The following is a 14021-nucleotide window of genomic DNA, read 5'->3' as shown; positions in this document are numbered from 1 at the left end:
TTGCTGTGCGCTGGCCGTAACCAGACTAACTGCGACGATAACGCCCTGGTTATGAGTTGATATGTCGCTATCCCGACTCCTGATTAAAGATTTCCGCAATATTGAAAATGCGGATCTCGCTTTATCTCCCGGCTTTAACTTTCTGGTTGGCGCTAACGGCAGCGGTAAAACCAGCGTGCTGGAAGCCATCTATACGCTCGGCCATGGTCGGGCGTTTCGCAGTTTGCAGATTGGCCGCGTGATTCGCCACGAGCAGGAGTCGTTTGTTTTACACGGGCGTTTGCAGGGTGAAGAACGTGAGACGTCGATTGGCCTGACGAAAGACAAACTGGGTGACAGCAAAGTGCGCATTGACGGCACTGACGGGCACAAGGTCGCGGAACTGGCGCACCTGATGCCGATGCAGTTGATCACGCCTGAGGGGTTTACTTTACTCAATGGCGGCCCCAAATACAGAAGAGCATTCCTTGACTGGGGATGCTTTCACAATGAAGCCGGATTTTTCACCGCCTGGAGCAACCTGAAGCGACTGCTCAAGCAGCGCAATGCAGCGCTGCGCCAGGTGAGTCGTTATGAGCAACTGCGCCCGTGGGATAAAGAACTGATCCCACTGGCGGAACAAATCAGCACCTGGCGCGCGGAGTACAGCGCTGGTATCGCGCAGGATATGGCGGATACCTGCCAGCAGTTTCTTCCCGAGTTTTCTCTCTCCTTCTCTTTCCAGCGCGGCTGGGAGAAAGAGACAGATTACGCCGAAGTGCTGGAACGTAGTTTTGAACGCGATCGAATGTTGACCTACACCGCGCACGGTCCGCATAAGGCGGATTTCCGCATTCGCGCCAACGGTGCGCCGGTGGAAGATACGTTGTCGCGTGGGCAGCTAAAGCTGCTGATGTGCGCCTTACGTCTGGCGCAAGGGGAGTTCCTTACCCGTGAAAGCGGGCGGCGCTGCCTGTACCTGATAGATGATTTTGCCTCTGAACTGGATGACGCGCGTCGCGGACTGCTGGCCAGCCGCTTAAAAGCCACGCAATCTCAGGTCTTTGTCAGCGCAATCAGCGCTGAACACGTTATAGACATGTCCGATGAAAATTCGAAGATGTTTACCGTGGAAAAGGGTAAAATAACGGATTAACCCAAGATAAAATGAGCGAGAAACGTTGATGTCGAATTCTTATGACTCCTCCAGTATCAAAGTCCTGAAAGGACTGGATGCGGTGCGTAAGCGCCCGGGTATGTATATCGGCGACACGGATGACGGCACCGGTCTGCACCACATGGTATTCGAGGTGGTAGATAACGCTATCGACGAAGCGCTCGCGGGTCACTGTAAAGATATCGTGGTAACGATTCACGCTGACAACTCCGTGTCCGTTACCGATGATGGCCGTGGTATCCCAACCGGTATTCACCCGGAAGAGGGCGTTTCGGCAGCGGAAGTTATCATGACCGTTTTGCACGCAGGCGGTAAATTCGATGATAACTCCTATAAAGTTTCCGGTGGTCTGCACGGTGTGGGTGTTTCCGTCGTTAACGCCCTGTCACAGAAGCTGGAACTGGTGATTCGTCGTGAAGGCAAAGTGCATCAGCAAACTTACGTGCACGGTGTGCCGCAGGCGCCGCTGGCAGTAACTGGCGAAACAGAAATGACGGGGACTCAGGTCCGTTTCTGGCCAAGCCACGAAACCTTTACCAACGTCGTTGAGTTCGAATACGACATTCTGGCGAAGCGTCTGCGTGAGCTGTCATTCCTGAACTCCGGCGTCTCTATTCGTCTGCGCGACAAGCGCGACGGCAAAGAAGACCATTTCCACTACGAAGGTGGCATCAAGGCGTTTGTTGAATACCTCAACAAAAACAAAACGCCGATCCACCCGAATATCTTCTACTTCTCCACCGAAAAAGACGGTATCGGCGTTGAAGTTGCGCTGCAGTGGAACGATGGTTTCCAGGAAAACATCTACTGCTTCACCAACAACATTCCGCAGCGTGACGGCGGTACTCACCTTGCAGGCTTCCGTGCGGCGATGACCCGTACCCTGAACGCCTACATGGACAAAGAAGGCTACAGCAAAAAAGCCAAAGTCAGTGCCACCGGTGACGATGCCCGTGAAGGCCTGATTGCCGTGGTTTCCGTGAAAGTGCCGGACCCGAAATTCTCCTCCCAGACCAAAGACAAGCTGGTCTCTTCTGAGGTGAAATCGGCGGTAGAACAGCAGATGAACGAACTGCTGAGCGAATACCTGCTGGAAAACCCGTCTGACGCGAAAATCGTCGTCGGCAAAATCATTGATGCTGCGCGTGCTCGTGAAGCTGCACGTCGCGCGCGTGAAATGACCCGTCGTAAAGGCGCGCTGGACTTAGCGGGTCTGCCGGGCAAACTGGCGGACTGTCAGGAACGCGACCCGGCTCACTCTGAACTGTACCTGGTGGAAGGGGACTCAGCGGGCGGCTCTGCGAAGCAGGGACGTAACCGTAAGAACCAGGCGATTCTGCCGCTCAAGGGTAAAATTCTTAACGTTGAGAAGGCGCGTTTCGACAAGATGCTCTCTTCTCAGGAAGTGGCGACGCTGATCACCGCGCTGGGCTGCGGCATCGGTCGCGACGAGTACAACCCGGACAAACTGCGTTATCACAGCATCATCATCATGACCGATGCGGACGTCGACGGCTCGCACATCCGTACGCTGCTGTTGACCTTCTTCTATCGTCAGATGCCGGAAATCGTTGAGCGCGGCCACGTTTACATTGCACAGCCGCCGCTGTACAAAGTGAAGAAAGGCAAGCAGGAACAGTACATCAAAGACGATGAAGCGATGGATCAGTACCAGATCTCTATCGCCCTTGATGGCGCCACGCTGCACACCAACGCCAGCGCACCAGCTCTGGCGGGTGAAGCGTTAGAAAAACTGGTTTCTGAATACAACGCGACGCAGAAAATGATTGGCCGTATGGAACGTCGTTTCCCGAAAGCGCTGCTGAAAGAACTGGTTTATCAGCCGACGCTGGCTGAAGCCGATCTGGCTGATGAAGCGAAAGTCACTGCCTGGGTGTCCCAGCTGGTTAACGTGCTGAATGAAAACGAAGTTCACGGCAGCACCTGGAACAGCTTTGTGCGTAAAGACGCTGAACTGAACCTGTTCGAGCCGGTGATCCGCGTGCGTACCCACGGCGTCGATACCGATTATCCGCTGGAGCATGAATTTGTGACCGGTGGCGAATATCGTCGTATTTGTACGCTCGGCGAGAAGCTGCGTGGACTGATCGAGGACGATGCGTTTATCGAACGTGGCGAGCGTCGCCAGCCGGTTGCCAGCTTCGAGCAGGCGCTGGAATGGCTGCAGAAAGAGTCACGTCGCGGCCTCGCTATCCAGCGTTATAAAGGTCTGGGCGAGATGAACCCGGAACAGCTGTGGGAAACCACCATGGATCCGGAAAGCCGTCGTATGCTGCGCGTTACCGTGAAGGATGCGATTGCTGCCGACCAGCTGTTCACCACGCTGATGGGTGATGCCGTTGAACCGCGTCGCGCATTTATCGAAGAGAATGCCCTGAAAGCGGCGAACATCGATATCTAACATGTACCTCAGGCCTGCTCCTGTAGGCCTGATAAGCGAAGCGCCATCAGTCAGTTCGTCTACGTTTGCCGGCTCAGGCCTTATCCGGCCTACCATCGATTGTCAAAAGGGGAATCTCGATTCCCCTTTCTATCCCCCTTTTCGTAGCTGTTTTTTGAGCGGAATCGCGTTAGCATGAGGACGGACTCATTTAATCCGGGGAACTCATGGCTATCAAACTTATTGCTATCGACATGGATGGCACACTTCTGCTGCCCGATCACACCATTTCACCTGCGGTCAAAACGGCGATTGCCGCAGCGCGCGCGCGTGGCGTGAATGTGGTGCTGACCACGGGACGCCCGTATGCCGGCGTTCACAGCTATCTGAAAGAACTACATATGGAACAGCCCGGTGACTACTGCATTACCTACAACGGTGCGCTGGTGCAGAAAGCAGGCGATGGCAGTACCGTTGCGCAAACCGCGCTGAGCTATGATGATTATCGCTACCTGGAGCAGCTCTCCCGGGAAGTTGGCTCGCATTTCCACGCGCTCGATCGCAACACGCTGTATACCGCGAACCGTGATATCAGCTACTACACGGTGCACGAATCGTTTGTCGCGACCATCCCGCTGGTGTTCTGTGAAGCCGAGAAAATGGATCCAGAAACCCAGTTCCTGAAAGTGATGATGATTGATGAACCGGAGATCCTCGATAAAGCCATCTCGCGCATCCCAGCAGAAGTAAAAGAGAAGTACACCGTATTGAAAAGTGCGCCGTATTTCCTCGAAATCCTCGATAAACGCGTCAATAAAGGGACGGGCGTAAAATCGCTGGCCGATGCGTTAGGTATTAAAGCCGAAGAGGTGATGGCGATAGGCGATCAGGAAAACGACATCGCGATGATTGAATACGCAGGCGTGGGTGTTGCCATGGACAACGCTATTCCATCAGTCAAAGAAATCGCCAACTTCGTGACCAAATCCAACCTCGAAGATGGCGTCGCGTATGCCATTGAGAAGTTTGCGCTGAATTAAGAAATTATGGGCAAGTGCCTTGTTTCATTTGCCCTGTTTCAGCCATGATTTGTGGTGCTGAATGGTCTCCCTGGGGAATATGCGCCACGCCGCTGCGCATTATCCATTTCCGCGAAAATGCTGATGTGAGTGCCCGGCTTTTCAGGATTTTGCCATACAGTTTGAGACGTATTTTACGGGTAGCTTTACGGTAAGCGTGATTCATATCTGGCGTATCCCGCAGCAGTACCGATTTGAGGATCTCCGCGCTGTCCAGCGCATAGCTAATCCCTTCCAGCGAGCTGGCGCTGATAAAACCGGCCGCTTCACCAATCAAAAATGCGTTGTCCTCTCCGCAGACAAAGTCTTTCCAGCGTGAGGGGAACAGAACCGTACATTTTTCACTTTTCACCGGTTTGCCGAACTGGAAATGGAACGCTTTCAGCTTCTCCTTCAGCGCGTCAAAGCGTGCCTGTCCGTCCTTCATGGGGTAGGCGCCACCAAAGATAAAATAGCCATCTTTGCTGATACTCCATGAATAACAATCAGTTGCATCGTTATCAAAAATACAGGAATAGAACGGCACAGGATGTTTCTCCGCAAACCATTGTTGAATAGCGACATATTTACGGATTTGGTGCTGGGGATAGAGATGACGGCGCACCAGTGAATTCGCACCGTCTGCCCCCACCAGATAACGCGCGGTGATCTGCTGCTCCCAACCGTCGGCGCGGAAGATAACATGCCATTTATCGCCCTCGCGCCAGATTTTCCGACACAGGCTGTCGTGATACACCTGTACATCGTCAGGGATGAGAGATTTAAGCCATAAATCAAAAGCATGGCGGTTGATATTAATGTAGCTGCGCTGGTAGTTACGCGTCAAAGAAGCGGCAACATCAACCGTTTTAACGCTAAAAATCTGCGGGTTGGCGATGACATCAACGGGTAAGGTTATACCATCGCGGATAAACGAACGCTGGGCGTCCGGGGCCAGCAGACCGCCGCAGGGTTTAGTGAAACCTTCGTTGCCGCATTGGCGTTTTTTATCCAACGCAATCACGCGCATTTTTCCGCTCAACTGCCGCGCCAGCGCTGCGCCTGCCGGACCTAATCCGATAATCGCCACGTCAAAATGTTCCATCTTTCTGTCCGCAAAAATGAAGATGGCGATACGCTAAAGCCTGAAAGTGAAGTGCTTGTGAAGTATGATTGCTTTAATCGTCTTGTATCAGGGCATCCCATGAAGCAAATCACCTTTACGCCGCGTAATCATCAGCTTACCAATATTAACACCTGGACACCGGACAGCCAGTGGCTGGTCTTTGATGTGCGTCCTTCTGGCGCCTCCTTTACCGGTGAAACAATTGAGCGCGTCAATATCCATACTGGCGAACTGGAGGTGATTTACCGGGTTACTCAGGGAGCGCACGTTGGCGTGGTGACCGTTCATCCAAAGTCGGAAAAATATGTATTCATTCATGGGCCTGAAAATCCTGATGAAACATGGCATTACGACTTCCATCATCGTCGTGGGATGATTGTTACGCAGGCTGGGGTGGAGAATCTGGATGCGATGGATATTACCGCGCCGTACACGCCAGGCGCGCTGCGTGGCGGGAGTCATGTGCATGTCTTTAGCCCAAACGGTGAGTTTGTCAGTTTCACCTATAACGACCATGTTTTGCATGAGCGCTCGGCGGCGCTGGATTTACGCAACGTCGGCGTGGCTGCACCGTATGGGCCGGTGAAAGTCTCCGCGCAGCATCTGCGTGAATACAGTGGCAGCCATTGGTGCGTGCTGGTGAGCCAGACGACACCAACGCCAAAACCGGGTAGCGATGAGATTAACCGTGCCTATGAAGAGGGCTGGGTAGGAGAAAACAGGCTGGCGTTTATCGGCGATACGTTGTCAGTGAATGGCGAAAAAGTACCGGAATTGTTTATTGTCGATTTGCCACTGGATGAAAGTGGCTGGAAACAGCCGGGGGACGCGCCTCTGGAGGGGACTGACATGACCATGCCTGCGCCGCCATCCGGTATTTGCCAACGTCGCCTGACGTTTACCCATGAGCGCGCCTTCCCGGGGCTGGTGAATCAACCTCGCCATTGGGTACGCAGTAATCCAAAGGCGTCTGAGATTGCGTTTTTAATGCGTGATGACAGCGGTATTGTGCAGCTATGGCTGATTTCCCCACAGGGGGGTGCACCGCGTCAGCTTACCCAATGCTCTACGAATATTCAGTCAGCCTTTAACTGGCACCCATCGGGGAAATGGCTGGGATTTGTACTGGAGAACAGAATTGCTTGTTGTGATGTTCAAACGGGCAAGATTGATTTTTTAACGGAACGTCATGGTAACCCGCCGTCGGCCGATGCGATCGTCTTCTCCCCTGATGGTCGACAGGTTGCGTGGATGGAAGACGTCGAGGGTTTCCGCCAGCTGTGGGTGACTGAAACCGGGCGTTAACTTATGGAGCGGACATTTCTGCCGGGGGAATAACGGCGTTCGTGGCCTGGGTTCTCTCCTCGCTCTTTTCTACGCGGGATCTCACCGAGTTGTCTTTGCGAAAGAGATCCCACGGTAGCAATACCGTATCGAGCACCGCGGTGAAAGGCATATCCAGAATTGCCAGCGACTTGGTTCCCCAGTTCGTATCACTTTCGCTAATCATTGTGGCACTGGCTCGCGTGCCAGGATATGTCCCTTCTTTGCCACCGGTATGCGACATGATGCTAGAACAGCCGCTTACAAACGCTATCCCACTACACATCGTCAGTGTTACCAACATTTTTTTAATCATCATTTATTCATCTGTATTTATCGTGTTTGCATGGTGAGTTAAAGCGATCCGTTGCGAAAATAACATCACCATTTCGTCGCACTGTGGCGGCCATCGCGATTTAACGAGAACAACTGCTCCCCCCAGTGTATGCAATAGACAACAAACTGCAAAAAAAGTCAGATGAATACGCTTGAAAAGTTTGTATTAAGACCCATTTTTAGAGTGTAGACAAATGAAGGGCATGCCTGATGGGTGTCCTGGCTACCTGACCTGTCCATGATGGAAGGTCAATTATTCTCGCTGATTTCAGGAGCTATTAATTATGCGTAACTTTGATTTATCCCCGCTGTACCGTTCTGCTATTGGTTTTGACCGTCTGTTTAACCTGCTGGAAAACAATCAGGGCCAAAGCAATGGCGGCTACCCTCCGTACAACGTTGAGCTGGTAGACGAAAACCATTACCGCATTGCAATTGCCGTTGCCGGTTTTGCTGAAAGCGAACTGGAAATTACTGCCCAGGATAATCTGCTGGTGGTGAAAGGCGCCCATGCGGACGATCAAAAAGAACGTACTTACCTGTATCAGGGTATTGCCGAGCGCAACTTCGAACGTAAGTTCCAGTTAGCGGAGAACATTCATGTTCGCGGCGCAAACCTGGTAAATGGTCTGCTGTATATCGATCTTGAGCGCGTGATTCCTGAAGCGAATAAGCCGCGCCGCATCGAAATCAACTAATTCTATAGGCCGCTTCAGGCGGCCTTGCTAAGTCATCGGCTTGCCGTCAGGGAGCCGAAAGGTACCTACTCGCTTCTTAGAAGGAGATTATTATGCGTAACTACGATTTATCCCCACTGCTGCGTCAATGGATCGGTTTTGACAAACTGGCCAATGCTTTGCAAAACACCGGTGAAAGCCAGAGCTTCCCGCCTTATAACATCGAAAAGAGCGATGATAACCACTACCGCATTACCCTTGCGTTAGCCGGTTTCCGCCAGGAAGATTTGGATATTCAACTGGAAGGTACGCGCCTGACCGTGAAAGGTACGCCGCAGCAGCCGGAAAAAGAGACCAAATGGTTGCACCAGGGGCTGGTCATTCAGCCGTTCAGCCTGAGCTTTACGCTGGCTGAAAATATGGAGGTCTCCGGCGCAAGCTTCACTAACGGCTTGCTGCATATCGATTTGACCCGGAATGAACCTGAAGCCATTGCTCCACAACGTATCGCTATCAGCGAACGTCCCGCATTAAATAGTTAAATAGCTCCATGCCTTTGCCCCGCCAGAAATGACGGGGCTTTTTTGTGCTTTACCACCCATACATTGCGACTGTACTCTGCGAGAATCCATTTACTTAATGATGTTATTCACAGGGAACAAGATAATGAGTGATATAGCATTGACGGTCAGCGTTCTGGCATTAGTGGCGGTTGTCGGATTATGGATCGGCAACGTAAAAATACGTGGTGTGGGTTTTGGCATCGGAGGTGTACTGTTCGGCGGTATTATTGTCGGGCATTTTGTCGATCAGGCAGGGATGACCCTGAGCGGCGATATGCTGCATTTTATTCAGGAATTTGGCCTGATCCTGTTCGTCTACACCATCGGTATCCAGGTCGGACCGGGCTTTTTTGCGTCATTGCGCGTTTCGGGCCTGCGGCTGAATCTGTTTGCCGTGCTGATTGTCATCATGGGTGGCCTGGTCACCGCGATTCTGCATAAGCTTTTTGCCATTCCTCTTCCTGTGGTACTGGGTATATTCTCCGGGGCGGTCACCAATACCCCGGCGTTGGGTGCCGGGCAGCAAATTCTGCGCGATCTGGGTACCCCTGGCGATGTGGTAGACCAGATGGGGATGAGCTATGCCATGGCTTATCCTTTCGGCATTTGCGGAATTTTACTCACCATGTGGCTGATGCGCCTTATTTTCCGCGTTAACGTCGATGCTGAAGCCCAGCAGCATGAATCCACGCTAACCAACGGGCACGCACTGATTCAGACGATGAACATCCGTGTGGAAAACCCAAACATCAACAATATGGCAATTCAGGATGTTCCGATCCTGAACAGCGACAAAATCATCTGCTCGCGTCTGAAACGTGACGAGACATTGATGGTGCCATCGCCGGGAACGGTTATCCAGATGGGCGACCTGTTACACCTGGTCGGGCAGCCAGCCGATCTGCACAACGCGCAGGTGGTGATTGGTCAGGAGGTGGACACATCGTTGTCGACACGCGGGACTGATTTACGCGTTGAGCGCGTGGTGGTGACCAACGAACAAGTGCTGGGTAAACGTATCCGCGATCTGCACTTTAAAGAACGTTACGACGTGGTGATCTCCCGCCTGAACCGTGCGGGGGTTGAGCTGGTAGCCAGCAGCGACGCCAGCCTGCAATTCGGGGACATCCTCAATCTGGTTGGGCGCCCTTCGTCGATTGACGCCGTTGCCAATGTTGTTGGTAACGCGCAGCAAAAACTGCAGCAGGTGCAGATGCTGCCGGTATTTATCGGTATCGGACTGGGTGTTCTGCTGGGGTCAATCCCGCTGTTTATCCCGGGTTTCCCGGTGGCGTTGAAGCTGGGGCTGGCTGGTGGGCCGCTGATTATGGCTTTGATTCTTGGACGTATTGGCAGCATCGGTAAGCTGTACTGGTTTATGCCTCCCAGCGCTAACCTGGCGCTGCGAGAGTTGGGTATCGTACTGTTTCTCGCGGTGGTTGGTCTGAAGTCAGGCGGTGATTTTGTTCATACCCTGACGCAGGGCGATGGTCTGAGCTGGGTGGGCTACGGTATTTTCATTACCGCGATTCCGCTCATTACCGTGGGCTTGCTGGCGCGGATATTCGCCAAAATGAACTATCTGACGCTGTGCGGCATGCTGGCCGGCTCAATGACCGATCCTCCTGCGCTGGCGTTTGCTAACAACCTGCATGCCACCAGCGGGGCGGCAGCGCTCTCCTACGCCACCGTTTATCCGCTGGTTATGTTCCTGAGGATTATCACCCCGCAACTGTTGGCGGTGATCTTCTGGGGAATGGGTTAAAGCGTTAAACCCAGTCTAATAAATTGCTCTGCTGGAGCGTCGCTCTCTTTTAGTAGACGTACCAACAGGGCAATCATCCGCTCCTCCACCTCTTTATCATCGATTGGCGTAAGCTGTTGCGGGTCGGTGTGCAAATCGAACAACAAATGGCCCGTGCGATTGATTCCTGGGTATTTCTCTCGGGACGGAATACGCAACGTTTTAACCCCTTTGGTAAAGCTAAATGGAGGGGACAGTGTTAACGACTGTAATTCCGCCACATCAAAGCGAGTATTCATCTTGATTGGCATCAGGGTGTAGTTCGCAATGTCATTCTCACGTCCGGGTAGCGCCGCGCGCATATAGACATAGCGGCCATCGGTGACATTGACATGCCCACTGAAAACGCCAAACAGGGCCGCATCACGGACTGGAGTGTCATCCGCAAGGATTTTCGCCAGTGGATGACCCTGCACATCAGCAGGGATTGGTTGGTTAAAGAACTCCAATAGTGTCGGCGCCCAGTCAATCATCTGAACCAGAGCGTTACGTTGAACACCCCGCTGACCACCACGTGGGTCCCAGATAAATAAAGGATTGTTTGCCACTTCGTTGTAGTACGGCATCTGATTTTTTGCCCACCACCCATGCTCTCCAAGTAGGAAACCATGGTCGGTACCGACAATGAGCATCGTGTCGTTCCACATGTCAAAACGGTCCATCAGGTCGAGAATACGTCCCAGATTGCGATCGCACATTGACACAAGGGCCCGATATCGGCAGCGAATATGCTCTACCGCCTCTGCGCTTTCTTCAACCTTGCCCCTGGGCCAGTCGTAATGTGGGCCATCCCAGGGATCCTGATACAAGGAGAGATACTCTTCGGTTGTATAAAAAGGTTCATGCGGATCGAAGGTTTCGACCTGCAACAACCAGTTGTCCTGTTTAGCGTTTTTTTCGAGGAATTCACATCCCGCGGTAAAGACGCAGGTTTGCGGGAAGTCTGCTTCCTGCTGTATGTAATTTCGGTTTACCCAGTCATGTCGCCATAACCCTGAAACACCTCCACCGGTCTGTTTCTGGGGCACGCGTAACACCTCAGGAATAGCGGGATCTGCAACACTGGCTTTCCAGTGATCGCCTTCCTGACCACGAATGATTTCCCAAGAGTTGTAGCGGTTATGATAGTTACCACCGCCGTCCTCCCAATAATGCAGATGGTCACTGATTAGATGTGTGTAGACCCCCGCTTTTTTCAGTAACTCTGGCATTGAGTCGTCAAATGGCTCCAGTGGTCCCCACTCCCTGTGCAAAAAGTTATGTCGACCTGTGTGCAATTCTCGACGGGCTGGCATACAGGGCATGCTGCCAACATAACTGTTGTTGAACGTCGTACAGTGTGCGGCCAGGCGTTGGAAGTTGGGAGCCTGGGTGATCATATCGCCATAAGGTGGCAGATAATGTTTATTCAGGCTGTCGAATAGCAGGATAATCGCTTTCATCACTGCTCCTTACCGGGCAGATAACAAGTGTGGGAAATGCGCCTCAATCACCGCGTAAATCTGCTTACCAATGGTTTCTCCGTCCATAATATTTTCGATGGGTATAAGGTATTGACCATGGCGCGGATCCAGACTGACGACATCAATCAGTTTTTTTGAAATGGCATAGATATCAGCCCATTCAGTAAATCCACCTACTTCGCCTGCTGCTGTATGTTCCATCGCAAATTCGAGCTGGAAATCATATTTAGCCAACGCTTTTTTGACGACCGTCTGTAACATTACGCTACTCCCGACACCATAGCCGCAAACAAACAGAAGGTTAATTTTGTCTTTCATGACGATATCCTTTTTATGCAAAGTTAGTTAGCCCGCGTAAGGGCCCAGATTGAATACAGTGGCGATCAGTTTTAGTAATTCGCAAATGGCAGGCCATAATGTCGCCCAGTCAAATATTCCGGTCCAGCCAACCCCTTCTGCTGCCAGACCTGTTAAGGGAATTGCCCATACTGTGCCGAAGGTTTGAATTATCCCCAGCAGGAATGTACAAATGATAACGGAGCGATAACCTCCCATCCGGTTGGCTAAAACACCAATAGGACCGCCAGAGAAGAAAAGGGGCACAAAACCAGGTAATACCATAATAGGGCTTTTGGTAATCAGCAGGATGCCCATCGAAAATATGGTGCCGAAGGTGCAGAAGATGAATCCAAGCGTGGCTGCATTTGGTGAAAAAGGTAATAAAGCGGCAACATCTACTGCCGGAATTGCATCGGGAATTAAACGATCTTGCCAGCCTTTAAAGGAGGCATTTATTTCCCCAACCATCATTCTCACACCCTGCAGGAGAATGACCATATACATGGAAAACTGCAGTCCGAGGTTGATAATATAGATATACCAGGGTTTACCTTTTGCCATCAATTGAACATTTTCAATACCGGTCGACAGCAGAAATCCGCCGACGAACAGGGTCATCACAATCGCAATGGCGGTAACGTTATGGTTAAAAATTGCCAGCCAACCTGGCAGCTTCATGTTTTCTGCATCCTGTTTTTCGGCATCGCCAAACAGGTGGGCAAATTTTGAAAAAAACCAGATCCCGAGCATCTGATTATGGGCGATAGTAAAACCGGCATTATTGGTGATTTTCGCAACGGGTTTAGCGATTAACGTTGTGGCAAAGGCCCAGAAAATACCCGTTAAAACACCAGCAATGATGATTGACTGTACCCAACCAAAACCTAACCAGAATACGATCAACCAGAGTACGGCCTGCGAGTGGGAAACTCCGGTGTTACCGGTTAAGAAGATCCCTTTTACACGTGTATAGCGGCCAAATAATACCAGCAAAAGGTTTGTGAAAAAGGCCAACACGAAAACGTAGCCCACATAACCAAAGTTATCCCCGAGAGCAATTTGGGTGGCGGCTTTCATGGCATACGAATCCATTAAATAACCATGAATACCGTAAGATTTACTGACTGCATCAGCGACAGGCTTAAAGGTGGCTGAAAATTGGAAGCCGCCAAATAACACCATCATCAACCCAACCATCGCGCTGACCATACCAGTAATAATTTTAATTAGCGGTTTTTTATCAAGGGCATACCCCAAACCGACTAACAATCCTATTAGAATGGCGGGTTCTGTTAGAAAAGATTGTATTACATCGATAAATTCAGAAAACATAGTTCAGTCAACCTCCATGATATTCGCTTCCAGATCAAAGTTGGTGATACTCATTCAGTAACGGACGACTATTTGTTTCTGTGACATATTTTTATGAATCTAAAATCACTCTAATAATCAAAATTGCTCATTAAAAGATTGTTTGTGATTTTTTGTGATTTAATTTGCAAAAATACCATGATCATAACCATCATTTATTTAATTGTTTTAAATATATTTAATTTGTATTTATGTTTTACTTTTAAATAAAACTTGCGTAGTCATGTATTTTATTTATATTTCATAATTGAATATTTATGCTTTAATTATTTGTGGCATTTATTTTTATTGAATTAATAGTGTGGTTTTATATTGGTTGTTTCATTTTGTGCACTTATCCACATAAAAAAACCAACATGAGATGTAGGTTTGTTTTTGCGAAAGTCATTACATTCTGTTTTTTT

General features: G+C 50.7%; 12 protein-coding genes and 1 other annotated feature. Of the genes, 7 read left to right on the top strand and 5 right to left on the bottom strand.

The annotated features are described in order from the left end of the window. Nucleotides 1-61 precede the first annotated feature (61 nt). From recF to yidA, 3 genes are all read left to right on the top strand, one after another. The gene (gene recF / locus OGV89_RS03005) at nucleotides 62-1135 is read left to right on the top strand and encodes a DNA replication/repair protein RecF (protein ID WP_121540575.1); all 1074 of its coding nucleotides are present in this window, start codon (nucleotides 62-64) and stop codon (nucleotides 1133-1135) included. A 28-nt stretch (nucleotides 1136-1163) separates the two neighbouring features. Continuing rightward, nucleotides 1164-3578, top strand: a complete 2415-nt coding sequence (gene gyrB, locus OGV89_RS03000) for a DNA topoisomerase (ATP-hydrolyzing) subunit B (RefSeq protein WP_003844435.1) — start codon at nucleotides 1164-1166, stop codon at nucleotides 3576-3578. Nucleotides 3579-3784: 206 nt separating this feature from the next. Further along, the gene (gene yidA, locus OGV89_RS02995; RefSeq protein ID WP_003840602.1) at nucleotides 3785-4597 is read left to right on the top strand and encodes a sugar-phosphatase; all 813 of its coding nucleotides are present in this window, start codon (nucleotides 3785-3787) and stop codon (nucleotides 4595-4597) included. A gap of 4 nt (nucleotides 4598-4601) precedes the next feature. On the opposite strand, the gene cbrA is transcribed toward yidA, so the two are convergent. After that, nucleotides 4602-5720, bottom strand: a complete 1119-nt coding sequence (cbrA, locus tag OGV89_RS02990) for a colicin M resistance lipid reductase CbrA (RefSeq protein WP_087879407.1) — start codon at nucleotides 5718-5720, stop codon at nucleotides 4602-4604. 99 nt (nucleotides 5721-5819) lie between these two features. On the opposite strand from cbrA, the gene OGV89_RS02985 reads away from it, so the two are divergent. Continuing rightward, the gene (locus OGV89_RS02985) at nucleotides 5820-7046 is read left to right on the top strand and encodes a YidR family protein (RefSeq protein WP_286558131.1); all 1227 of its coding nucleotides are present in this window, start codon (nucleotides 5820-5822) and stop codon (nucleotides 7044-7046) included. A gap of 1 nt (nucleotide 7047) precedes the next feature. On the opposite strand, the gene OGV89_RS02980 is transcribed toward OGV89_RS02985, so the two are convergent. Further along, complete coding sequence (locus OGV89_RS02980) at nucleotides 7048-7380, bottom strand: YceK/YidQ family lipoprotein (RefSeq protein ID WP_003840607.1); 333 nt, start codon at nucleotides 7378-7380, stop codon at nucleotides 7048-7050. A gap of 238 nt (nucleotides 7381-7618) precedes the next feature. Further along, nucleotides 7619-7691, top strand: a sequence feature (ROSE (Repression Of Heat Shock gene Expression) occurs in the 5'-region of heat shock genes and acts as an RNA thermometer to modulate expression.). Here OGV89_RS02980 and ibpA point away from each other — a divergent pair. From ibpA to OGV89_RS02965, 3 genes are all read left to right on the top strand, one after another. Continuing rightward, nucleotides 7685-8098 carry a small heat shock chaperone IbpA gene (gene ibpA / locus OGV89_RS02975; RefSeq protein WP_003023882.1) on the top strand — a complete coding sequence of 138 codons (414 nt, stop codon included), beginning with the start codon at nucleotides 7685-7687 and terminating at the stop codon, nucleotides 8096-8098. (Overlaps the previous feature by 7 nt.) A 92-nt stretch (nucleotides 8099-8190) precedes the next feature. Further along, complete coding sequence (gene ibpB / locus OGV89_RS02970) at nucleotides 8191-8619, top strand: small heat shock chaperone IbpB (protein WP_003840609.1); 429 nt, start codon at nucleotides 8191-8193, stop codon at nucleotides 8617-8619. 124 nt (nucleotides 8620-8743) lie between these two features. Then, nucleotides 8744-10405, top strand: a complete 1662-nt coding sequence (locus OGV89_RS02965; protein ID WP_044714262.1) for a putative transporter — start codon at nucleotides 8744-8746, stop codon at nucleotides 10403-10405. Here OGV89_RS02965 and OGV89_RS02960 read toward each other — a convergent pair. Genes OGV89_RS02960 through OGV89_RS02950 form a run of 3 tightly spaced genes read right to left on the bottom strand, consistent with a single transcriptional unit; the run spans nucleotide 10402 to nucleotide 13578 of the window. Continuing rightward, nucleotides 10402-11886, bottom strand: coding sequence for a sulfatase (locus OGV89_RS02960; RefSeq protein ID WP_071685674.1), 1485 nt, complete (start codon nucleotides 11884-11886; stop codon nucleotides 10402-10404). The two genes, OGV89_RS02965 and OGV89_RS02960, sit on opposite strands and share 4 nt — an antisense overlap. A gap of 9 nt (nucleotides 11887-11895) precedes the next feature. Then, nucleotides 11896-12225: a PTS sugar transporter subunit IIB gene (locus OGV89_RS02955; RefSeq protein WP_286558127.1), complete on the bottom strand. Its 330-nt coding sequence runs from the start codon at nucleotides 12223-12225 to the stop codon at nucleotides 11896-11898. Nucleotides 12226-12252: 27 nt separating this feature from the next. Further along, complete coding sequence (locus OGV89_RS02950) at nucleotides 12253-13578, bottom strand: PTS sugar transporter subunit IIC (RefSeq protein ID WP_003844442.1); 1326 nt, start codon at nucleotides 13576-13578, stop codon at nucleotides 12253-12255. Between the last annotated feature and the right edge of the window lie 443 nt (nucleotides 13579-14021).

It is taken from the genome of Citrobacter sp. Cf125, from assembly GCF_030333935.1.
GTDB classification, from domain to species: domain Bacteria; phylum Pseudomonadota; class Gammaproteobacteria; order Enterobacterales; family Enterobacteriaceae; genus Citrobacter; species Citrobacter freundii.
Note: the sequence above shows the minus strand (reverse complement) of the source record. Positions and strands in the feature narration are given on the sequence as shown.

Excerpts from the sequence above, each read along its gene's own strand:
- ibpB (WP_003840609.1), top strand. The coding sequence starts at position 8,191 with ATGCGTAACTACGATTTATCCCCACTGCTGCGTCAATGGATCGGTTTT.
- OGV89_RS02955 (WP_286558127.1), bottom strand. The coding sequence starts at position 12,225 with ATGAAAGACAAAATTAACCTTCTGTTTGTTTGCGGCTATGGTGTCGGG.
- OGV89_RS02980 (WP_003840607.1), bottom strand. The coding sequence starts at position 7,380 with ATGATTAAAAAAATGTTGGTAACACTGACGATGTGTAGTGGGATAGCG.
- cbrA (WP_087879407.1), bottom strand. The coding sequence starts at position 5,720 with ATGGAACATTTTGACGTGGCGATTATCGGATTAGGTCCGGCAGGCGCA.
- OGV89_RS02985 (WP_286558131.1), top strand. The coding sequence starts at position 5,820 with ATGAAGCAAATCACCTTTACGCCGCGTAATCATCAGCTTACCAATATT.
- ibpA (WP_003023882.1), top strand. The coding sequence starts at position 7,685 with ATGCGTAACTTTGATTTATCCCCGCTGTACCGTTCTGCTATTGGTTTT.
- gyrB (WP_003844435.1), top strand. The coding sequence starts at position 1,164 with ATGTCGAATTCTTATGACTCCTCCAGTATCAAAGTCCTGAAAGGACTG.
- recF (WP_121540575.1), top strand. The coding sequence starts at position 62 with ATGTCGCTATCCCGACTCCTGATTAAAGATTTCCGCAATATTGAAAAT.
- yidA (WP_003840602.1), top strand. The coding sequence starts at position 3,785 with ATGGCTATCAAACTTATTGCTATCGACATGGATGGCACACTTCTGCTG.
- OGV89_RS02965 (WP_044714262.1), top strand. The coding sequence starts at position 8,744 with ATGAGTGATATAGCATTGACGGTCAGCGTTCTGGCATTAGTGGCGGTT.
- OGV89_RS02960 (WP_071685674.1), bottom strand. The coding sequence starts at position 11,886 with ATGAAAGCGATTATCCTGCTATTCGACAGCCTGAATAAACATTATCTG.
- OGV89_RS02950 (WP_003844442.1), bottom strand. The coding sequence starts at position 13,578 with ATGTTTTCTGAATTTATCGATGTAATACAATCTTTTCTAACAGAACCC.